Source organism: Streptomyces lushanensis (genome assembly GCF_001700515.1).
Classification (GTDB): Bacteria; Actinomycetota; Actinomycetes; order Streptomycetales; family Streptomycetaceae; genus Streptomyces; species Streptomyces lushanensis.
On the sequence record NZ_MAUD01000130.1, the window covers coordinates 1 to 21,461 of the forward strand.

13 protein-coding genes and 1 pseudogene are annotated in these 21,461 nt (G+C 66.5%); 9 read left to right on the forward strand and 5 right to left on the reverse strand.

What is annotated here, in order from left to right; genetic code table 11:
- The 3 genes from BFF77_RS12350 to BFF77_RS12360 all read left to right on the forward strand — a co-directional run.
- On the forward strand, positions 1-1,036 hold a 1,036-nt coding region (locus BFF77_RS12350), incomplete at its 5' end, for a replication initiator (RefSeq protein ID WP_342671229.1).
- Complete coding sequence (locus tag BFF77_RS12355; protein ID WP_066947768.1) at positions 1,033-1,218, forward strand: helix-turn-helix domain-containing protein; 186 nt, start codon at positions 1,033-1,035, stop codon at positions 1,216-1,218. The genes BFF77_RS12350 and BFF77_RS12355, both read left to right, overlap by 4 nt.
- Positions 1,218-2,546 (forward strand): tyrosine-type recombinase/integrase, encoded by a 1,329-nt coding sequence (locus BFF77_RS12360; protein ID WP_066947772.1) that lies wholly within the window; start codon positions 1,218-1,220, stop codon positions 2,544-2,546. The genes BFF77_RS12355 and BFF77_RS12360 overlap by 1 nt, the downstream gene beginning before the upstream one ends.
- Before the next feature lie 190 nt (positions 2,547-2,736).
- Here the strand turns inward: BFF77_RS12360 and BFF77_RS33190 are convergent, their stop codons facing one another.
- Positions 2,737-3,216: an SUKH-3 domain-containing protein gene (locus tag BFF77_RS33190; RefSeq protein WP_079125082.1), complete on the reverse strand. Its 480-nt coding sequence runs from the start codon at positions 3,214-3,216 to the stop codon at positions 2,737-2,739.
- Between the two features lie 503 nt (positions 3,217-3,719).
- Between BFF77_RS33190 and BFF77_RS12365 the strand changes: the two are divergent.
- A pseudogene (locus BFF77_RS12365) lies at positions 3,720-4,418 on the forward strand (site-specific integrase); the annotation flags it as partial.
- 308 nt (positions 4,419-4,726) lie between these two features.
- Here BFF77_RS12365 and BFF77_RS12375 read toward each other — a convergent pair.
- The 4 genes from BFF77_RS12375 to BFF77_RS12390 all read right to left on the reverse strand — a co-directional run bounded on the left by BFF77_RS12375 (position 4,727) and on the right by BFF77_RS12390 (position 18,349).
- Positions 4,727-11,629, reverse strand: coding sequence for a polymorphic toxin-type HINT domain-containing protein (locus BFF77_RS12375; RefSeq protein ID WP_066947776.1), 6,903 nt, complete (start codon positions 11,627-11,629; stop codon positions 4,727-4,729).
- Between the two features lie 234 nt (positions 11,630-11,863).
- The gene (locus BFF77_RS12380; RefSeq protein ID WP_107422149.1) at positions 11,864-15,547 is read right to left on the reverse strand and encodes a laminin G domain-containing protein; all 3,684 of its coding nucleotides are present in this window, start codon (positions 15,545-15,547) and stop codon (positions 11,864-11,866) included.
- A 413-nt stretch (positions 15,548-15,960) separates the two neighbouring features.
- Positions 15,961-17,322: a type I glutamate--ammonia ligase gene (gene glnA, locus BFF77_RS12385; RefSeq protein WP_066947779.1), complete on the reverse strand. Its 1,362-nt coding sequence runs from the start codon at positions 17,320-17,322 to the stop codon at positions 15,961-15,963.
- Positions 17,323-17,647: 325 nt separating this feature from the next.
- Entirely contained in the window at positions 17,648-18,349 is a 702-nt protein-coding gene (locus tag BFF77_RS12390; RefSeq protein WP_079125085.1) for a MarR family winged helix-turn-helix transcriptional regulator, read from the reverse strand.
- A 165-nt stretch (positions 18,350-18,514) separates the two neighbouring features.
- Here BFF77_RS12390 and BFF77_RS12395 point away from each other — a divergent pair, with 165 nt between their 5' ends.
- From BFF77_RS12395 to BFF77_RS12415, 5 genes are all read left to right on the forward strand, one after another.
- Positions 18,515-18,895 (forward strand): hypothetical protein, encoded by a 381-nt coding sequence (locus tag BFF77_RS12395; protein WP_079125086.1) that lies wholly within the window; start codon positions 18,515-18,517, stop codon positions 18,893-18,895.
- Positions 18,896-19,059: 164 nt separating this feature from the next.
- Positions 19,060-19,707, forward strand: coding sequence for a thioredoxin-like domain-containing protein (locus BFF77_RS12400; protein WP_066947785.1), 648 nt, complete (start codon positions 19,060-19,062; stop codon positions 19,705-19,707).
- A gap of 5 nt (positions 19,708-19,712) precedes the next feature.
- Entirely contained in the window at positions 19,713-20,450 is a 738-nt protein-coding gene (locus tag BFF77_RS12405) for a DUF305 domain-containing protein (protein WP_066947793.1), read from the forward strand.
- Between the two features lie 213 nt (positions 20,451-20,663).
- Positions 20,664-21,122, forward strand: coding sequence for a CBS domain-containing protein (locus tag BFF77_RS12410; protein WP_066947795.1), 459 nt, complete (start codon positions 20,664-20,666; stop codon positions 21,120-21,122).
- Between the two features lie 139 nt (positions 21,123-21,261).
- The coding region (locus tag BFF77_RS12415; RefSeq protein ID WP_281196407.1) for a nitrilase-related carbon-nitrogen hydrolase at positions 21,262-21,461 on the forward strand (200 nt) is incomplete at its 3' end.

Consider the following 21,461-nt stretch of genomic DNA (forward strand, 5'->3'; position numbering starts at 1 on the left):
CCGCTTCACCACCCACCTGCGCCGCGAGATCGCCCACGCCGCCGGACTGACCCAGCGCACCCTGCGCCACCACGCCACGCTCTCCTACGCCAAGGTCGCCGAATACCAGAAACGCGGCCAGATCCACTTCCACACCGTCATCCGCCTCGACGGACCCACCGGCCCCAACAGCACCCCGCCCGCCTGGGCCACCACCCAGCTCCTCGACCACGCCGTCCGCGCCGCCGCCAACCGCACCCGCGTCCAGCACCAACACCTCCCCCGGGCCCGGGACGGCGACCGGGCACCGCTGCCGGAGGTGTTCCGGTTCGGGCGGCAGACCGACGTCCGCGCGATCCGCAGCACCGACTTCACCGGCGACGGCCCCGTCACCGACCGGCACGTCGCCGCCTACATCGCCAAGTACGCCACCAAGGGAGCCGAGACCACCACCGGCACCCTCGACCGCCGACTGCGCCTCCTGGCCGAACTCGCCCAATACGACCTCACCGACCACGCCCGCCACATGATCCACACCGCCTGGCACCTCGGCGCCCAACCCCAGCACAGCCACCTTCGCCTGCGCCAGTGGGCCCACATGCTCGGCTTCCGAGGCCACTTCTCCACCCGCACCCGCCACTACTCCACCACCCTCACCCACCTCCGAGCCGAACGCACCGCCTGGCGCACCCGCCAAAACGACGCCCCGGAGCGAGCCGATGACGGCCAGTCGGCCACTGACCGGCGCAGTGACCGCGATGACCACAGTGACCTGACCGCCGGTCACACCGACCCCGACGCCGATCACCGCAACGGTCACCGCAGGGAAGGCGGGCAGCACGGTCACACGGACACAACCCTGGTGATCTCGCACTGGCAGTACGCCGGAACCGGCCTCCTGCCCGAACACGCCCATCTCGCCGACCTCCTGGCCGCTGCACCCAAGCCTCGGCCCGAGCAACCGATCCGTCCCCGGCAGGCGCGGCGCTCCGGTGACCAGGCTGGTCACTCCACTGGTCCGTTGATCGCCCCTTTCCAGACGGAGGCGACCGCGTGACCACCGACGCCGAACTCCTCACCGTCCCCGAGGTCATGGCGCGCCTCAAAATCAGCCGCTCCACCGTCTACGACCTCATCCGCACCCGACAGCTCGCCTCCATCACCATCGGCCGCGCCCGCCGCATCCCCACCCACGCCCTGACCGCTCTCGTCCACCACCAACTCGAAGAGGCAGCCTGATGACCGCCGACGCCGACCCCACCCCCAGCACCACCTCCCGCCGTGTCCGCGCCAACGGCGACGGGACCGTCTACCAGCGCAAAGACGGCCGCTGGGAGGCCGCCGGATACGTCCTGGCCCCCGGCAACACCCGCCGCCGCGTCCGCGTCTACGCCACCACCCGCAAGGAAGCCCTCGCCAAACTCACCGAGAAGATCGCCGCCAGCAACCGCGGCCTCCCCGCCCCCTCCGCGCAGGGCGGCCTGGCCGCCTACCTGACGTACTGGCTTCAGAACGTCGCCGTCCACCAACTCCGCGAGAACACCCACACCCGCTACACCGCCGTCGCCCGGCTCTACCTCATCCCCGGACTCGGCAAAAAGAAGCTCGCCAGGCTCACCGCCAAGGACGTCCGCACCTGGCTCAACCAACTCCGCACCACCTGCCAGTGCTGCACCCGCGGCCTCGACACCGCCCGCGACCAGTCCCGCTGCTGCGCCGCTGGAACGTGCTGCTCGAAGCGGCTCTCAGCGCTGACCCTGGCCTACGTGCACTCGGTGCTCAAGTCCGCCCTGGAGCACGCAGTGCGCGAGGAGGAGATCCCACGCAACGTCGCCCGCAACGTCCGCACCGGCACACCCCGCCCCCGCCGCTTCGAACCCCTCACCGCCGACGAAGCGCGCCATTTCCTTGCCGCCGCGCGCGTACACCGGTTGCACGCGCTGTTCGAACTCGCGCTGCGCACCGGGCTCCGCAAGGGCGAACTCCTCGGCCTACGCTGGGAAGACCTCGACCTGGCCGACGGAACCGCCAGCATCCGCCGCACCCTCCAACGCACCAACAGCGGCGGCCTCACCGCCCTCCCGACCAAGACCCAGAGCTCGGAGCGGCGAATCGCCCTGCCCACCAAGTGCATGCGATCCCTCGAACAGCACCGCCACCGCCAGCATCAGGAACGCGAAGCGGCGGGGACCGGCTGGAAGGCGAGCGGCTACGTCTTCACCCGTCCCGACGGCGCCCCGATCGAAGGAGCCACCCTCACCCGCCACTTCAACACCCTGCTCCACCGGGCCGGGCTCCGCCGCATTCGCTTCCACGACCTCCGCCACTCGGCGGCAACCCTCCTCCTGGAGCAGGGCGTCGAACTCGTCGTGATCAAGGAACTGTTGGGGCACGCCCACATCGGCGTGACCGCGACGGTGTACGCCCACGTCCGGCTCCGCCTCCAACGCGATGCCATCGACCTCCTCGGCAACGCCCTCCGCAACCCCACCGAGCTCACCGAGCTCACCGGCAGCAAGCCGGACGGGGACGACGAACCACCCCTCTGCGCGACCCCCGTCCGCTGACGTTGCCGTCAACTACTGCCGTCAAGGCCGCAGAAGGCCCCGCGCGGATCCCTCTGCCGGGGCCTTCATGCCGACCTATTACTTCTCTCTCCAGGGTCATCAGCTGACCACCGGTTCGAAATTCTCGGCCACTACTTGGCCAGCGGAGAGGTCGCGACCAAGCTCGATTTGCACGGCAGAGATAGCACAGTCAGGAAAGCCAATCCGCCTGCTGCAGTCGATTTTCTCCAGAGCCGCCATTTACTACATAATTGACCGCTTCTGAAAAACTCGAACCCAATTCCCACATGTCCAGCAACCCAATGGCCACAACCCTACCCCCCGCCGAGATATACGACCTGAATTGAACAGACCACATTCCTAGCGGGGAGTAGTTCTCTCCGAATCTTTGACGAAGCTTAGACGCTTCGTCGGCCGAATCGACACATGCATCCTCCGGGTCAATCCACAACGACGATGCAGGCGTACGAATTTCGGAACTCTTGATCTTGAGCCCACCAAACTCCCTCCACACCCGAAGCGCCAGATCGTTCAACTCAAACCCCGTGGCCTCAAGTGAACGAACCCAACCAGAGATGTCAGTTTCTCGACCCTCGAACCAGCCGGCATCGCGCAGGGATTTCGCTACTGTCGGACTATCCACTTCAACTAGTCGACTCACTTCTACCACGTCCCGAAGGTTTTCCTAATCACTGTCTGGCATGATTCTTCGCAAGGATCAAACGGGACACCGCTCTCCATTGGAGATCCAAGTGGCCTGACGCGCAAAGTTCGAAACGAACCACCAAATATGGCGGAATCGCCCTCGGCCTTTTGAGCCTCATTCATGGCACAAATCTCTGAGCATGTGTCGCGACCGTTCGCCCCCAGCACCTCGTCCAGAGCCGATCCCGGTTCGATCTCCGTGTCCCCTTGAGTGCGCCCCCAGTAGCGATTCCCGGACGGTGCAGTGTATTCCGTCACGAAATCAGGTGTGGACGCCTTGTTCGCTCCGCGATTCGCATTCGCGTAGTCCTCAAAGGTAGATCCTTGTTGCGCGGGGCCAGGATTCGGGCAGGTGTTATGCACGAGCACTGGCGTGACCCCAGCCAGCACATAGTACGTGTGCTACGCAGCGCCCCTCTACCGGCTTCTTCGCTGGTCAGCGTGGGTTTTGCGTTCCACTGGTGTCCCCCACGGCCCCGACGCTTCGAACCCCTCACCGCCGACGAAGCCCGCCAACTCCTCACCACGGCCCAGGGCCACCGGCTCCATGCCCTGTTCGAACTCGCCCTTCACACCGGACTCTGCAAGGGCGAACTCCTCGGCCTGCGCTGGGAAGACCTCGACCTCGACACGGGCACCGCCGCCGTTCGCCGAACCCTTCAGCGCACCAGCACGGGCGGCCTCACCACGCTGCCCACCAAGACCCGGGCCTCCGAACGTCGCATCGCCCTCCCCGCCCGCTGCCTCCAGTCGCTGAAACACCATCTTGAGGAGCAGCAGCGCGACCGTCACACGGCAGGCACCGAGTGGCAGCACAACGCGCACGTGTTCACCACACCGCAGGGCAGGCCCATCGACCCGACCAACCTCACCCGCGCCTTCACCACGCTCCTCCGCAAGGCCGGCCTCCGCCGCATCCGCTTCCACGACCTCCGCCATTCGACCGCTACTCTGCTCCTGGAGCAGGGCGTCGAACTCGTCGTGATCAAGGAACTCCTCGGCCACGCCCACATTGGCGTCACCGCCACCGTCTACGCCCACGTCCGACTCCGCCTCCAGCGCGACGCCATCGACACCCTCAGCACCGCACTCAAGTCACTCGCCGGCCACGAGACGGTCCGCGACGACGGCGATGACCCCCCGCTGTGCGGAGCCACCGTCCGCTAACGTTGCCGTCAACTACTGCCGTCACCCCATGCAGAAGCCCCGCCAGGACGCACCTGACGGGGCTTCAGATTTGCATGAGCGATCACATCACGGCAGTTAACTCCCACCACCGAGTGGCAGATCCGGCAGGCTGTCCAGGAGAGCCCTCACCTCATCCTTGGTCGCCCCTACGCGCGTCTGAAAGTCGCGGTCATCCCCGGTCTCAAGCGCTTCCATCATCAGCGCTTCAACCAGAAAGAATTCCGCTCTGGGCATCGTGATTACGACCTGCCCCCCGCAATCCTCCACATGCATTCAGAATCGTCCTCTCACTCTGACTTGAAGTTCTTGGTGAAGTACCTATAGCCCTCTTGAGGTGCGAAGACGGTACCACCGTCCCTCGACCCGGGGTTGCGGATCACGATTACCCCGTTCCGCCAATAGGCAGACGCACCATCGGAACGCACACGACGCTCTCCGTGCAGGATTACATCTTCAATCATGTCGGAGAATTGTGCGCGGGTCCGAATTCCGGGGAACTCCCCCTTCTCTACAACATGCTTCTGGAAGGCGTGCCCGTCCGCTCCAGCGAGCTCGTCTGCTGCGAGCCGAGCTTGAATTCGGGGGCCATCCGCAACGTTGCAGCCGTCGGAATTGTGAACCAGAACCGGAGTCTGCCCCGCCAGCACATAGTACGTGTGGAGGTCGTCCACGGTCAGGTTGTAGGTCCGCGCATGCTTGGTGAAGGCTCGGTTCGCCGTCACGATGACGGTGGTGCCGTCGTCGGTGAGCAGCGTCATGCCGGGCTTCAGCTTGGCTGCTCCGAGCCAGCTCTTCTCGGAAGGCGACCAGAAGGGGTGCTCGTACGTTGCCGTGAGTCGCTCGACGCCGTTGTCCGTTGCGATGGACAGCGTGTTGAAGTGCTTGTCGTCCTCGGTGACGATGAGCCGGGTTACCTCGCGGGGCCCCGACTCTCCCGTTTCAGGGTCAGTTGCCTGCACCATGTCGCCGAGTTCGACATCCTCGATGTCCTTGGTCGTTCCGTCGGCCATGAGGACATCCGTGCCGGCGAGGAAACATTGCGTGCAGCCCCCTCTCTTTCCGGTCATGCCGCGAATGTTTCCGCCCGGCGGACCCGCGAACAGGTTGGATCCCTGTGTTCCTTCGGTCCACGCAAGACCCCACAGTTTACTTCTTCCGGGACAATCCGTTGCGCCGCAGGCATAGAAAGCGGTTATTCGGATGTCATACCGGACACTTTCGTCGCCTTCACCGAGCAGGTCGGCTTCGCACGACAGGCCAGAAGATCCGCAGTTTTCTTCCATCTGCCGGTAAAACTCTGCAATGAACGCCGCCCTGTCTTGCGGCTTCCATTTGGCGTCGATTTTTACGCCCGGATAGACGAGTACGTAACCGTCACCATCGTAGTCGTCGTTGTTCGAACCTTCGTTTTCCCAGCTTCCTTGGGGGTTGCCGCGCGGTCCCGCTGTTCCGCCTTGGCGAGAAGATTCATTTTGCACAGGGATGGGCTCATTGTATTTCGGTCCACTGGCACAGGCGGATGTGTATCCGCATTGGGTGCCGCCGGGGTCACTGAGGCCGGTGGGGTCGGAGCTGGTGGCGGGGTGCTGGTTGGCGTAACTGTAGCCGTTGAACGATTGGTGCTGGTCGAGAGTGAGGATCGGGTCAACGCTGATGAATTGACCGATTCCCGGATCGTATTCGCGGGCGCCTATGTGGGTGAGGCCGGTGATGGTGTCGGCCGGTTTGCCGAGGAATGCCTTGTCATCGGGCCAGGTGGTGGGGGCGGTGCCTCGGGGCGCTCCGAACGGGGTGGTGTAACGCTTGGTGATGGCATACGTGCCCGCCTCCAGGGCGAGGCTGGAGGTGCCGTGGTGGTCGCCCGCGAGGAAGGTGAGTTTGCTTCCGGTGACACCGGCCTTGGCGGTACGCACCGCGATTGTCTGGCCGGCGGCCGTGTAGTGGCGGGTGCCGGACACGGTCTTGACGGTGCCCTTGGTGGTGAGATGGACCTCGGTGTCGCCCAGGTAAAGGACGACTGTTTCGCCGTCGGCGGTGGTGTTGCGGCGAACGAGGAGTTCACCCGCGGCGTCATAGAGGTAACTGGTACCGGTGGCCGGCTTGCTGCCGACGGCGGGTTCCGTGGTGGAGACGAGTTTGCCTTCGGTGTTCCAGGTCAGGGTCTGCTGGGCCTGGGTTCCCGGTCGGCTGATGGTGTTGCCCATGTTGTCGTAGGTGTAACTTGCCGCCTTCGCTCCGGTCGTGCCGGTGAGCGGGTGAGGCTGGCTGCGAGGCGCGGGCGTGCCGTACGTGTAGTTGGTGGCACTGTCGCCTGTGGCGGTGTGTTTGGTCTCGGTCTTGCGCTGACCCGCTTGGTTGTACTCGTAGGTGGTCCAGTAGGGGGCAGCGCCGTCGATGTTGGCCGTGATGCGGCCGGACTTGGCGCAGTCGGCGGTTTTCGGGGTCCACGCTTCGGTGAGGCGGCTGTAGCCGTCGTAGTCGAAGCACTGATAGTCGGCTTTGGTGGTGCCACCTTGGGTGGTGGCATCGAAGATGGAGCGGACGTTGCCTGCCTCGTCCTGGGTGAACTTCAGCTCCTGCGGCATGTAGCTGTGGACGTCGTCGGTGACGTAGGAGCGGATCAGGCGTCGGGTCCCGGGCTCGTACTCATAGTTGAGGTAAGCCTTCTTCGCGTCTGTCGCCCTGTCGGTTCCCAGCGTGAGCTGCTTCAGATCGTCCTGGGGCGAGTAGGCGGCACCGAGGAGGTAACGGGTGGAACCGGTGGCGGTGAGTTGCCGGCCCAGGTCGTTGTAGGTGCTGGTGACGTCCTCGCGGGGGAGACCCCCCACGGCCGGGCTGCTGTACTGGCTTACGGTGCCGTCGAGTTGGTAGACCGTGGAGAACTTCAGCGTCTGCGAAACGCCTGCCATCACCAGCGGGTCGTTCGCGGGCAGGATGAGTTGGCTGTCCAGGACCCGGTACATGGGGTCGTACGCGGTGACCTTGTCGGTGTATGCCTTGCTGGTGGAGGTACCGAGGCCGTTCTCGTAGCGGACGGCGGTATCGGCCTGCCCCTTGGCGAGGCTGTCGAAGGTCCAGGCGGCCAGCTTGGTGGCGTCACTCTTGGTGCCGTCCCACAGACCGGTTTGGCGACCAAGGACGTCGTATTCGGAGATGAGGCTCTTCGAACGGGAGTCCGTGGTTTTGACGACCTGGTCGAGCTCGTTGTAGGCGGTGGTGGATCGGCCCGAATCCGGGTCCGTCGAGGCGGTCCGACGGCCGAACAGGTCGTATTCGTAGGTCCAGACGGCCTTGTCCGGGCCGGTGACGGTCTTCTGCTGTCCGCTGGGTGTGTAGGTGAAGTCGGTGGTGGTGTAGTCGGTGCCGGTGGCCAGATGGCCTCCGTACTGCCGCTGCTGTGTGGTCTGGCCGAGGGCATTGGTGACCACCGCTGTGGCCTGGCCGTCAACCGGGGCCGTGGTGGTCACGGTGTCACCGGTGTAGGTGGAGTCGATGGTCCAGCGGGGGACGTTGTAGTGCTTGGTCACCGCCCGGGTCGCGCGGCCCGCGCCGTCGTAGGTCGTGTCGGTCTGTACCGGGGCCTGACCCGCGTCGACCTCCACCATCTCGCCTGACGGCGCAGCGGTCCCGTCCCAGATGTCGCCTTGGCTGGACACCCCGAGACCTCGGTCGTCGTAGAGAGTCTGAGCGATCAGCCGGCCACCGGCCGGAGAGGGCGACTGGACCTGGCGTGGGCGCAGGAGCGAGTCGTAGATCTCGTAAGAGGTGTTGTAGCCGGAGCCGTCGCCCTTGATGAGACCGGTCGACACCCAGGACAGCGCCGATGCGGTGAGACGGTAGTTGTAGACGTAATTCGGTGTGTTTCCAAGCCACTTCGGATTTTCGGGCAGCCAGACCTTGGTGATGCGGCCGAGGCTGTCGTACTCGCTGTCGGTCAGGTTGCCGTTGGGGTCGGTGACCGTGAGGGGCGCACCCGTTGCCAGATCCAGCACTGTGCCGGTGACATGGCCCTTGGCGTTGGTGACGGTGATCTTCGTCAGCGGCCCGGCAGCCGCAGGTGTGTAACCGGTGGTGGTCGTCAGGAGATTGTTTGTGTCCTTGACGGTGAGCAGGCGGCCGAGGGCATCGTAGGTGAATGCCGCGGTCTGCTGCCAGGCCGGCTGGTCGTCCGTGCCGTAGGACTTCGCCCGGCCGGTCCACTGCACGTCGCCCTTGGTGGGCTTCTGTGCCGCTGACCAGGCAGTGGTGTCGTACGCGGTGGCGGTGTCGGAGACGAGGTCGCCGGGCTTGGTGGAGTCGACGGGAAGGTCCAGTGCCGTCTCGGTGGTGGCGCAGGTCCTGGCTACGGTACGGGTACGGGCGGTCAGGCTGTTGATACCGAGGTCGTCGTTGCGCGCGTACCAGATACGGGTGCAGGTTTCGTCGCCGACAACGGCGTCGTCGCCCTTGTCCTCGACCGTCCCGGGCATGCCGTAGTCGTCATAGGTGGTGGCGGTGGTGCGCACGCGGTCACGTGCGATACCACTGCTGATGATGTTGGTACGCGCGTGGGTGGCGTCGGTACGGATGTAATACGCCTCGATGTCCGCGTACGACTTGTGCTGAGTGGCCGTCCTCCTGGACCAGGGATCGTTGATCTGACCCCCGACCTCCTGCGTCCCGTTGTACGTGACCGATTCGCGGGTGAAGCCCGCGTACTGGTCGGAGTCGGTGATCTCGGTGGCCTTGACGCCCGTCACCTTCCCGGTACGGCGCCGGTCCGGATCCGGGGTCTTGCCGTCCGGGCCCAAGAGGCGGTCTCCGTCCATGCCCCGCAGGTAGACAGTGACCGTCTTGGACTGGGTACGGTCAGGGTTACCGGTGAGGTGGGTGACCTTGCCGAATCCACGCCAGATCGACCAGGTGCGTTCCTTCTCCTTGGTCAGCGGGTCCTCGTCGTAGCGCCACGCACCGCCGCCCGCGTACTGGTACATGTCCACGACGGCTTCGGAGCCGCCCTGGGGATCAGTGGTGGTGACAGATGTGACCGGATATTTCTGGAACCAGTCGAGCTGTGGATCCTTGGCACCGTTGGGTGACCAGTAGACGGGGAAGCAGGTGCGGGTGTTCTCGTCGGCCTTGGGCATGGTCTGCCCTGCCACGCAGCCGGCGTCGGCGTAGGTCACGATGGTCTGTGCGCCCGCCTCGGAGGTGACGGCCTTCAGACGCGGCTTCTCCAGGGAGAGGATGTCGTCGGTCGCGCCATCGACCCGGTTGGGGCGGAACTCGTGCAGGAAGGTGACCGGGTCGAGCGACAGGTCAGTGCCTCGCTTGCCCGTGTGCCGGATCTCGTCCAGCCACAGCGACTGATCGGAGGAGTCACCGGTGTCGCCCGGGTCGAGGTACTGCTGCTTGAGCGCCCAGACGTCAACAGGGGTGTAGTCAGGGGTGCCGGCCGCCGCGTCCCACGCGTAGGTGGTGACGCCGGTCATGCGCTTGCGGGTGAAGAAGCTGGGGCCGACGATCCCGGTGCACTTGTCCCCGTCCTTGCACACCGCGTCGAAGGGGACATCGGGCCAGTTGTCGCGGGTGTCCTCGGTCAACGAGTCACAGCCGCTGCCGGAGGCCAGGCAACGCTCGGCGTACGAGAAGACGACTTTGTTCGACGCCTTGGGAGTGGCGGAGAACAGGGCACCGGCGCGCTGCCCGTAGCGGATCTCCTTGAGGTAGCCGCCACGGGTGTATCCCGTACCGGTGGTGTCGTCCCCCAGCTTGTCGTAGTTGTTGGTCTCGGCCTCGTACCAGTAGCTCATGGCGTTGTCATGGAGGTCTTCGACGTAGTCGAGGTTCCACCGCCAGGCCTGGTTCTTGTCCCGCCCGGAGAAGCTCGTACCGTCGGCGTAGCCGGGCTCGCCCGCGTCGTCACCGAAGACAGGAACGGTCCACGCCGACTGGGTACGGTCGGAGGCCGCGGCTCCGTCCAGCTTGTTCAGGCCGAAGACGTACTTGGTGCCGTCCCCGGTAATGAGTGTCCAGTACTCGCCGTTGTCGTCACCGTTCTCGGCACCGGTGGAGTGGGTGACGGTGGAGGCGTCGTCGTTCCTCAGTCGCCATGCGCCGGTCGTGTCGTCCTTGACCAGTTCGGTGGCTCTGCCGTTCAGGACCAAGGAGGCGTTGTCGTACTTCCAGCACAGATCGGACTTGTCCGTCTGGCCGTCGTCATCACACGAGCCGTACTTCCGCTCGATGTATGACGAGGTGATGTCGAAGCCCTCACCGATCGCAGTGCCCTGGTTGTTGGAGGACGCGGTACGGCCGTCCACAGCGCCCGAGTCGTACGAGATCGACAGGTCCGGCGCGGGGCCGGTCGCCGCAGGCGGGGTGCGCAGCGGGTAGGACCAGGTGAAGGTACCCGAGGAACCGCCGGCTTCCCAGGTGGCGGAAGCCGCGAGCGGAGTGGCCTTGTAGTCACCGGCCCCCGACTTGGTGCCTGCTGCCAGAGCCAGCACCATCATCTGTTCGGACGCGGCCTTGGCCTTGGCCGAGCCCGAGGCGAAGGTGAGCTCGGTCCGCAGGCGCTCCTCGGAGCGGTCGTTGACGAAATCCAGCGTCGTACGCTTCCGGCACGCGGCCTTCGACGGATCGTCCAGTGCGCAGTCGGGAAGCTGGAGGACCTGGAGACGCCCTGCCCAGTCACCACCATAGGCGGAAGCGAACGCCGAGTAGTCGATGCCCAGTTCGGCACTGCCTCCATGGGACGGGCCGGTGACGGTGAGGACCACACCCTTGACGCCGAGACGCTGCGCGGCCGTCTGGTCCAGCACCTCGACTGTGACGGCCTCGGCGGCCTTCGTCCCTGGCTTGCTCTGCTTGGTCCCGGCCGACGGCGTGAGAGTGACAGGAAGGGATCCCGGGGCAGCACCGACGGGCCCGGGTGCGGTGGCGGGCAGGGTGAGTGTGGCCTTACCGCCTGCGGGCCAGGTGACCTTTCGGCTCTGGTCCGTCTTCGCACGTCGGCTCGCGGCGCGATCGGCATCGGCCGCCTTCTTCATCTGCGCCGCCGCCTGCTTGTTCGCCTTCACGGTGAAAGCGGAAACCTTCGCCGAGCGCGGTGCCTCCAACTCCGGCTTGCCCAGCGGATCAGGCGCGCTCGCGAAGGCCACGGGGGTGAGCAGGCCAGGTATGAGGGCAAGGGCGAGCACGGCCGCCATGCGCCGTCCCCAGGGACGTCTGCCGCGATGTCTCCGGGCTGAGAGCCTCGTGGCCGATCCGAGCTGATTCATCTACCGCTCTCCTTACGCACACCTGTATGGAGGCACGCGTCCGCTGCTCCCGCACTGGCGGCGGGAGCAAGACCGATGGGGGTCGAAGTATTGGGGGCCGCCCATGCCGGCGGCCTGGGTGGCGACACCGTCGGCCGCCACCCACTGGTTGAGAGAAACGGGTTATTCCACGTCGTCAGATGCGGCCAGCACCTGATCGCTGACCTGGTCACGCGTCATCGCACCGGTCCAGACACGTAGCTGATCGAGCATGCCTGGAAGGTAATGACCGGTGGTACCGGCCGCAGTTCCCCTGCCCATCGCGAGTTCGCCGCTTCCCTGCTGCACCACGTCGAACCCCGGGCTGGTGCGGCTCGGCTTATCGGCCGAACCGACGTACAGATGCATTTTGCCAAGGCCGTCTTCGGTCTGAGCCGGGTCCACGGGGTCTGCCCAGTCCCAGTCCTCTTGGGCATCGAATACTCCAGTCACGTCGACCCAGGTGTCCGTTGCGGCGAGATCGGCCCGAGGGGTGACCGTGCTGTTCCGGGTCACCTTGCCCACCGCGTCGGTCGCGGTCCGCGTGAACTGCCATTGGTAAAAGCCCTCAGCCGGCTTGACGACCCACAGAGCCCACGACGACTCGCCACCGCTGCGCTGCCCGGCGACCTGGGCCCGGTAGCCGACCGGTTTCGCCGCCAGCTTCTCCGCATTCAACTGGACCCGCGCCGAGACCGTGAAGGAACCGGACTCGTCCACCACCGGACCCTGTGCGGACGCGTATCCGGCGGTGCCGTCAAGGACCAGGCCGTTGCCCGCGTCATCCAGCACCGCGCCCGTGGCCGACAGCTTCATGGACGGATTCGGATAGGGCGTGCCCTCGCCGATCTCCGTGCCGGTGGCGGTGGTCGCGTCCCATTGCGCCACGAGTTCATTGGCCGGCAGGCCGTCCTGCTCCAGGCGGACCTCCTGCCGGATTTCCTCCTCCGTGAGAGGTCGCTGCCACACGGCGCTCTCGTCGATCCGGCCACGGAAGTACTGGCCGCTCGTCTCCCGGACGATCGAGCGCCCGAACTGAAGCCCGGCTGCAGCCGTCCAGGGCTGGTATGCCGCGCCCTGGGACGCGGCCGACGCGGCGAGTTTCACCGCCGTGCCCTGAGGTTGGCCGTTGACATAGAGCTGAATGGTGTCGTTGGCCGGATCGGTGTCCGCGTGGGTGTCGAAGACCGCGGCGAGATGCGTCCAGACACGGAGAACCGGATCTGTCCTCTCCGCCTCGGACTTGACGAAGACCGGGGTCTTGGAGTCGGCGACGGTGTGGCTGAACACCCACCCGCTGGTGGAGCTTGAGTAGTACAGGGCGAATGCCTGCGCCTGACTACCCGGAGTGGTCAGCACCATATGGCTGGACGACGCATCGGTCAGATAAACCCAGGTGGACAGGGTGAACGAGTCTTTCGTATTCACCGCCGCCGCGTCGGTGGCGGCATAAGCCGTCTGATTGGCAGGCGTGGCGCTGTCCAGCCACAGGGACTGGTCCGCTTCTCCTCGGCGCGCCATCGTCGACCAGCCGGCTCCGGCTGTGTACAGGGTGGCGTGGTGGCGGGTGCCGACGGTGGCCGTGTCCTTCGCCACCGTGATTTCGGAGCCCGGAGCGCCGTCGTCGAAGTGCCAGCGCCCCGTTGCTCCTTCCGCCGGGGACACCTTGAAGGTGAACTCCGCAGGAGGGCCGAATCGCTTCCGAACGTCCTTGGCCTCCACGGACAGCACCTGAGTGCCTGTCAGCGAAGGAATGACGCTCTTCTCGGTGTACGTCTCTCCGCTGACCTCCTTGGCTCCGGCTGACGTCAGCAACTTCCACCGGTAGCCCACGATGTCCCCGTCAGCAGCGTTCGGCTTGAAGGTGAAAGAACCCGGGACGCCCGGACCACCCGCGCCCTCGCATACATCGGTCACGCACTCCGTGTATGGACCGTTCGCCGTGATCTGCGGGACCTTGGGCGCGGTGGAATCGATCTTGAAGTAGCACCATGGGGAGAAGGACGAGGCCAGCTCACCGGACTTGTCGCCAGAGGACCAACGCGACTGCGTACGTGCCCGATACCGATATTCCGTGCCGTCGGTCCGGTTCGTCATACGCAATTTCTCCAGTGTATTGTCCGGATCGTACCCTCCGGGCGGCCCCTCGTCGGTCCAGATCTCTTCCCAGGTGCCGTCGGTCAGCTTGCGCGCCGCCCGGAATCCGGCCTGGAGCGATCCCCTTTCCTCGCCCTTCTTCGGCTCGACCTGGGTCTGGACCCGCGCCTGCACCATCGGGTCCAGACGTGTGACGATCAGCGGGTCGGACGCGTTGGTCCTGCAGTACGCGGCTTTACCGTCGCCGGGGATCAGACCGACGTCAGTGGGCACCCCGGGCCGTGGCACATAGGTGACTTTCAGTTCGGCGTTGTCGTCGAACCGCTTCCACGCGCGCGGGTCGTCCTCGTCCTTGGCCCACAGCATCAATGTCAGCCGGGACATCTTCCCGTCCGCGAGGGCTTGCACCGTCGGCGTCAGATTCTCGTTCGACTGGGCCGGATCGTCGTGGAACTCGATCCATGACGGCGGCTGTTCGGGGCTGCAGTTGGTCCCCCGGCCTGCGGAGACCAGTCGGTCGCCCATATGGTCGATCGTGGCAGGTCCCGGCCACCGGGTGGCTTCGGAGATGTTGTTGGTGCGAACCAGGTTCAGCCACTTGGCGTCGCAGTTGAACGACCACGTCTCGTACGCTCGGAAGCTGGCGTCCAGCACGTGCTTGCCATTCAAAGCACTGGGCGCGAACTCGAACAGCATCCGGTCGATGTACCCAGGTCCGCAGTAGTAGCCGTCCGCGCTCCCGCACCGGCCGACCCCCAGATCGCCGTCGAACTGCCAGAAACGGTCTCCGTCGGAGGAAATCTTCGTACGCTCCAGAGCACCCAGCCCGACCGGCGGATCGATGTAGACGGGATAGACCGTTCCGCTGCCCCGCAACAGGTCCAGGTCGGGCTCCACCCGCACGGCACCGTCGGTGACCTTCACCGGCAGTACGGCGGTGGCGTCGCCGTCACCCGGCAGGTTCGGATCCTTCCCGACCTCGGTAGCGGGTTCGTCGGTGGCCGCCTTGGAGCGGGCCGACCGTGTCCGCGTGCTGCCGCCGCCGACGGCGTCGTCGCCCGCGGAGTCCCACATCTGACCGGCAGGACCCGTGAAGACCGCGTTGCCGTCGTCGTCGACGGCGCGCAGGCCACCGCCCGCGCCGGGAACCACTGCCAGCCTGTCACCGGAGGCGGTGAAGGCGATCTGCTCCAACTCCGGATTGGCGGCGGCCTGCGCCGTCTTGACCGCCAGGACCTGCCGGTAGCCCTCAGCCGTAGCGGTCAGCCGCAGATCGACTCCCGGCAACACCTCCGGATAGATGGCGGTGGCGCCCTCCAGCGTCGGCTCCGGCAACGAACCGGGCCAGTCCAAGGAGAAGGAACGATTCTCCTTGTCCCCCATCCGGATCATGCTCCGATCCGCGCCACCGCCCGAGAACGACAGATCCACCACGGCCGCCTTCGGACCGATACTGCCGTCCGCCCGCCGCTCGAGCTCCGTGTCAATGCCGGACCAGGAACCGTCGGCCCGCTTTACGCGCTGAGGAGCCGTGGATTGCGAAAGTGTGAACGTGCCGTCCGGGTTCGCGAACGTCTGCGAATACTCCGTGCGCTGCGCGACATCCTCCACCGGCTCACCCGAAGCAGCCGCCCGCACCGACGCGCTCGAAGCGGGTACGGCGCCGACAGCGGCAGCGGCCGAGGCAGGCAGGGCCAAGGCAGGAATTCCGCTCAGAACAGCCAGCGCCATGACAGCCGACACCGCGTGCCGTACACGTCTTCGACCTGCACGGCTACGACGCCATGCCACCACCCCGCCCATAATCCCCACCCCAGGTTCACAGAATCCACATCGACTCGGCGACCCTAAGCGATCACCGTTTTGCCTTGTCAAGGGCATTCCATCTCACACAGGTGCATTTATGGCATGAAAGCGGGAGACAGGAGACAGAAAAAGAAATGAGGCCGCTTCAGGAGCCAAACGAAAGCCATCCGAAAGATGGACTGAAAGTTAACTCGAATCGAATCACGCGAGTTCGGAAACAGACAGACAGAAGAGGTTTGCCGTGTGTGACCTCGGGCAACGCGGTGAAACGAGTGCGGGCCGACGGCAGGAACCGTCGGCCCGGTGTGGGGAAAGCGGGAAAGCAAGGGGGAATCGGGTCAGAGCACCGGGAGGTTCTTGCGGAGTTCGAAGGCCGTGACCTCGCTGCGGTATTCCTCCCATTCCTGCTTCTTGTTGCGGAGGAAGAAGTCGAAGACATGCTCGCCCAGGGTCTGGGCGACCAGTTCGCTGCGTTCCATCAGGGTGATCGCCTCGCCGAGGTTCTGCGGGAGGGGTTCGATGCCCATCGCGCGGCGTTCGGCGTCGGAGAGGGCCCAGACGTCGTCGTCGGCGCCCGCCGGGAGTTCGTAGCCCTCTTCGATGCCCTTGAGGCCGGCCGCGAGGAGGACCGCGTAGCTCAGGTACGGGTTGGCGCCGGAGTCGATCGAGCGGACCTCGACCCGGGCGGAGCCCGTCTTGCCGGGCTTGTACATCGGCACGCGGATCAGTGCCGAGCGGTTGTTGTGGCCCCAGCAGATGTACGAGGGAGCCTCGCCGCCCGAGCCCGCGGTGCGGCTGGAGCCGCCCCAGATGCGCTTGTACGAGTTGACCCACTGGTTGGTGACCGCCGAGATCTCCGCCGCGTGCTTCAGCAGACCGGCGATGAAGGAGCGGCCGACCTTGGAGAGCTGGTACTCGGCGCCCGACTCGTAGAACGCGTTCCGGTCGCCCTCGAAGAGGGAGAGATGCGTGTGCATGCCAGAGCCCGGGTACTCCGAGAACGGCTTCGGCATGAACGTCGCCTGTACGCCCTGCTCCAGCGCGACCTGCTTCATCACCAGGCGGAACGTCATGATGTTGTCGGCCGTCGACAGCGCGTCCGCGTACCGCAGATCGATCTCCTGCTGGCCCGGCGCGCCCTCGTGGTGGCTGAACTCCACCGAGATGCCCATCGACTCCAGCATCGTGATCGCCTGGCGCCGGAAGTCCATGCCGACATTCTGCGGAGTGTGGTCGAAATAGCCCGAGCTGTCGGCCGGAGTGGGCCGGGTGCCGTCGGTCGGCTTCTCCTTCAGCAGGAAGAACTCGATCTCCGGGTGGGTGTAGAAGGTGAAACCCAGATCCGAGGTCCTGGCGAGCATCCGCTTGAGCACGAAACGCGGGTCCGCGAAGGACGGCGAGCCGTCGGGCATGAGGATGTCGCAGAACATACGGGCGGTGCCGGGGGCCTCCGCGCGCCAGGGCAGGATCTGGAAAGTGCCCGGATCGGGCTTGGCGATCATGTCGGATTCGTACACACGGGCGAAACCTTCGATCGCGGACCCGTCGAATCCCATGCCCTCGTCGAAGGCCTGCTCCAGCTCGGCGGGCGCGACGGCGACCGACTTCAGAAAGCCGAGCACATCGGTGAACCACAGGCGTACGAAGCGGATGTCGCGCTCCTCAAGCGTGCGGAGCACGAATTCCTGCTGCTTGTCCATATTAGCTGTCCTACCCATCCTTGCTGGTCAGGCCACCTGCTCCCATGCCGCGGGGCACGCTGGGGCACACGAGCATCCCACCACACGATTTCGGGCACGTTGCGAACCCCCGTCCAACGCCCCACATCGCGCGCGTGTACGGACACCGTGCCCATAGTGCCCGTACGAGTGATGCCCAGGTAATAGGTGTCCGCAACTCATGGTGCTGAAGTGCTGAAGTTCGGTGCGCCGTCGGTCACACATACCCCGGGCGCGCATGCCCCGGGCGCACGGCCCTCGGTCGTACAGCCGTCGGTCGTACAGCCGTCGGTCACGCGCCTGCCGGTCACGTGTCCGCCGGTGCCCCGTGCGCACCCGCCCGCCGGGCATGAGTGTCCGACCAGCCCAGGGGGTACGGCTCCGAGTCGTCGCCCGGGACCGACGGTTCCCCGCCCGCCCGGATGAACGCGCTCAGCGCGCCGACCAGGGCGGTGCGCTGTCCGGGGGTCAGCCGCTCCACGATCGCCGAGATCTCGCGGTGCCGCGCGGCCGTGACCTCCTCGACCAGTCTGCGGCCTTCCGGAGTCAGCCGCAGCATCGTCTGACGGCGGTTGTCCGGATCGTTCTGCCGGGCCGCCAGGCCGACGGCGATGAGCCGGTCGAGCATGCGCATGGCGGTCGAGGGATTCACGCCGAGCCGCTCGGCCACCTCGACCAGCTTCGCGTCGCCGTGGGTGGCGAGGACCGCGAGGAGACGGTACTGGGGCAGGGTGACCCGTTCGACCCGTTCCGCCACAGTGGCGAGGGAGCGCGCGGACACGGTGACCAGCAGCCGGGACGCGGCCAGCACGGCGTGGGTCACGGCGTCGACATCGGCGTCGACGTCAGCCTCCGCGCCGGCGAGTGCACCGGGCCCGACATCGGCGCCAGCACCGGCACCGGCACCGGCGTCAGCCCCGGTATCGGCCCCGGCACCGGCGTCCGTGTCGCCTTCCGCGCCGGCGTCCGTCCCCTCCGCGTCCGCGTCCGTCTCCCGGTGGTCGGCCATGACCCCTTTGTATCGCGGTCTCACGCCCGATGACCTGTTCGTACCGGATCGCGCCGTCCGCCGGGCCGCGGAAGGGCTCCTCACTGCTGCTGACCGGGGGCGTACGCACTACGATCTGCGCCCATGGGGGGACAGCGGCGCGGCCACATACGCAGCACGCGTCCCATGGCACTGGCGAGTGCCGTGGCGACGCTGTTCGCCGCGCTCTTCATCTGTCTGGGCCCTGAATCCGCGACCGCCTCCGGCTCCGGCTCCATCGCCGGGCCCGGCGGCGGACACGCGGGGAACAGCCACGCACGGAACCGTTCCTTCACCGCCGTGAACCAGGCCGAGGCCCGCTTCAGCTGTCCCTACGACAGCGGCGACTGCGCGCTCTTCACGCATCTCAGCCCGGCCGTGCTCACCGTACCGCCGCCGGCCGCCCCACTCGCCGCCGACGTACAGCTTCCGCACCGTGAACCGCCGTACCCCACCGGCCAGGTGCCCCGCTCCGGAGCGCTCGCCCGCGCGCCGGACCTCCACGTCCTTCAAGTACTACGGACGTAGGGCCTCTCGTTCGGATCGCGCCTGCCTCGATCCGAACGGAGGACTCCAGCCGGGCCCGCACCCCGCACCGGGATCCCGCCCCTTCCATCCGCCCGTATTCCGCGGTCGTCGCCCGTAATCCGGAGCTGTCCGCGTTCCGTAGTCATCTCAGAAGGACATACATCATGGCTTCCAAGTCCCAGTCCGCCGAGCGCAAGGCCCGAATAGAGGAGATGCGCCGCACCGAGCGTGCCCGCGAGCGGCGCAGTCGTATCATCACGATCACGGCGAGCGCCGTCGTGGTCGCCGCCCTTGTCGGTTTCGGCGCCTACATCCTCAACAAGGAGTCCGACAAGAAGGAGCAGCAGCAGGCGGCGGCCAAGGCCCCCATCAAGGACGAGAAGTCCTGGGACGCCAAGAAGCTCGGGCGCAACCATGTCACCGAGGCGGTCAAGTACCCGATGACGCCGCCGGTCGGCGGTGACCACAATCAGGCGTGGATGAACTGCCAGGGCGACGTCTACAAGGAGCCGATCCCGGACGTCAACGCCGTTCACTCGCTGGAGCACGGCGCGGTCTGGGTCACCTACAACGACAAGGCCTCCGACGCTGATGTGAAGACGCTCGGCGAGAAGGTCGAGAAGACGCCGTACTCGATGATGAGTCCGCTCAAGGAGCAGGCCGGCGCGATCATGCTGAGCGCGTGGGGCAAGCAGGTCACCGTGGACAGCGCGAGCGACCCGCGGGTGGACCAGTTCTTCACCAAGTACGTACAGGGCTCGCAGACCCCTGAGCCGGGCGCGGCCTGCACGGGCGGAATGGGCGCGCAGTGAGCGCGGTGAGCTCCGCCGCCCGCTCGGTCACCCGCACCCAGTGGGCGGCGATCACGGCGGTCGTGCTGGCGCTGCTCTTCGCGGGCACGGCGACGGTGGCGTCCGCGGGCCGTGACGGCGGTACGGGTACGGCCCCCGTCCCGGCGGCCGACTCCGCGGACGCGGGCTTCGCCCGTGACATGGCCGTCCACCATCAGCAGGCGGTGGAGATGTCCTTCATCGTGCGGGACGGCACGGACGACGAGGAGGTGCGCCGGCTGGCGTACGACATCGCCAACACCCAGGCGAACCAGCGCGGGATGCTGCTGGGCTGGCTGGACCTGTGGGGGCTGCCGAAGGTGCAGTCGGGCCAGGAGCCGATGGCCTGGATGGAGAAGTCCGCATCCGGGTCCGGCGATCACGGCGACATGAGCGGCATGGGCTCCATGGACAACATGAGCGGGATGGAGCACGGGAGCTCGGGACACGAGGTCCATGACGGCTCGCTGATGCCCGGCATGGCCACGAAGACCGAGCTGGACCAGCTCCGCGAGGCGCGCGGCAAGCAGGCCGAGATCCTCTATCTCCAGCTCATGACCGACCACCACAAGGGCGGGGTGTCGATGGCGCAGGGCTGTGTCGAGCTGTGCGCGGCCGGTACGGAGAAGGACCTCGCCGCGGGGATGGTCGCGGCCCAGCGGTCGGAGATGGGGCTGATGGCGGACCTGCTCAAGGCCCGCGGCGCGAAGCCCCGTACCGGCTGAGGGGTCGAACGCTGATGTCCGGCGCCGGGCGCCGGACGCCGTACGGCTGACCGGGGCGGACGGCTTTCGCGCTCAGGGGCGCCGGTTCGAGAGGAACCGGCGCCCCTGAGGCGTTCAGCGGTCGCGACACCCGAACGGCTGCAAGATGATGGAGGTGACTCGGGGTGACACGGAACGTCCTTATCCGCATCCCACGCTGGAGGCATGATCCCCATGACCACCGCCAAAGACATCATGCACTCGGGAGCCCAGTGGATCCCGGCCCACGAGACCCTTGACCGCGCCGCGCAACTGATGCGTCAGCTCAATGTGGGCGCACTCCCCATAGCCGATGAGAACGAACGGCTGGCCGGCATACTCACGGACCGTGACATCGTGGTCGGCTGTGTGGCCATGGGCCATGACCCGGCGCAGACCACGGCCGGCGAGATGGCGCACGGCACACCGCGCTGGATCGATTCGAGCGCGGACGTGGACGATGTGCTGTTCGAGATGCAGGGCCACCAGATCCGCCGGCTTCCGGTGATCGAGGACAAGCGCCTGGTCGGGATGATCAGTGAGGCCGATCTGGCCCAGCACCTCAGCGACGAGCAGATCGGCCAGTGGTGCGAGCAGGTCTACGCGACCAGCGGCTCGGGCGGCTCGGGCCGCTCAAGCGGTTCAATGCGCTGAAGGAGCTCCAGCGGCTGAGGCCGGTCCACCGGCCCGGCCCGTACTCGTACCCGCGGGCCTCCCCGGCTCCCGTGCGAGTGGGACGGCCCACATCGCGCACCCCGGGACATCGCGTCAGACAGACGATTACACTGGGCCCGTGCCTCAACTACGCCTCGCCCTGAATCAGATCGACTCGACCGTCGGCGATCTCGCCGCGAACGCCGAGTCGATCGTGCACTGGACCCGGCACGCCGCCGAGCAGGGCGCGCATGTCGTCGCCTTCCCCGAGATGATGCTGACCGGCTACCCCGTCGAGGATCTCGCGCTGCGCCCGTCCTTCGTGGAGGCCTCCCGCGC

Excerpts from the sequence above, each read along its gene's own strand:
- BFF77_RS12360 (WP_066947772.1), top strand. The coding sequence starts at position 1,218 with ATGACCGCCGACGCCGACCCCACCCCCAGCACCACCTCCCGCCGTGTC.
- BFF77_RS12375 (WP_066947776.1), bottom strand. The coding sequence starts at position 11,629 with ATGGCGGCCGTGCTCGCCCTTGCCCTCATACCTGGCCTGCTCACCCCC.
- BFF77_RS12380 (WP_107422149.1), bottom strand. The coding sequence starts at position 15,547 with ATGGCGCTGGCTGTTCTGAGCGGAATTCCTGCCTTGGCCCTGCCTGCC.
- glnA (WP_066947779.1), bottom strand. The coding sequence starts at position 17,322 with ATGGACAAGCAGCAGGAATTCGTGCTCCGCACGCTTGAGGAGCGCGAC.
- BFF77_RS12390 (WP_079125085.1), bottom strand. The coding sequence starts at position 18,349 with ATGGCCGACCACCGGGAGACGGACGCGGACGCGGAGGGGACGGACGCC.
- BFF77_RS12395 (WP_079125086.1), top strand. The coding sequence starts at position 18,515 with ATGGCACTGGCGAGTGCCGTGGCGACGCTGTTCGCCGCGCTCTTCATC.
- BFF77_RS12400 (WP_066947785.1), top strand. The coding sequence starts at position 19,060 with ATGGCTTCCAAGTCCCAGTCCGCCGAGCGCAAGGCCCGAATAGAGGAG.
- BFF77_RS12410 (WP_066947795.1), top strand. The coding sequence starts at position 20,664 with ATGACCACCGCCAAAGACATCATGCACTCGGGAGCCCAGTGGATCCCG.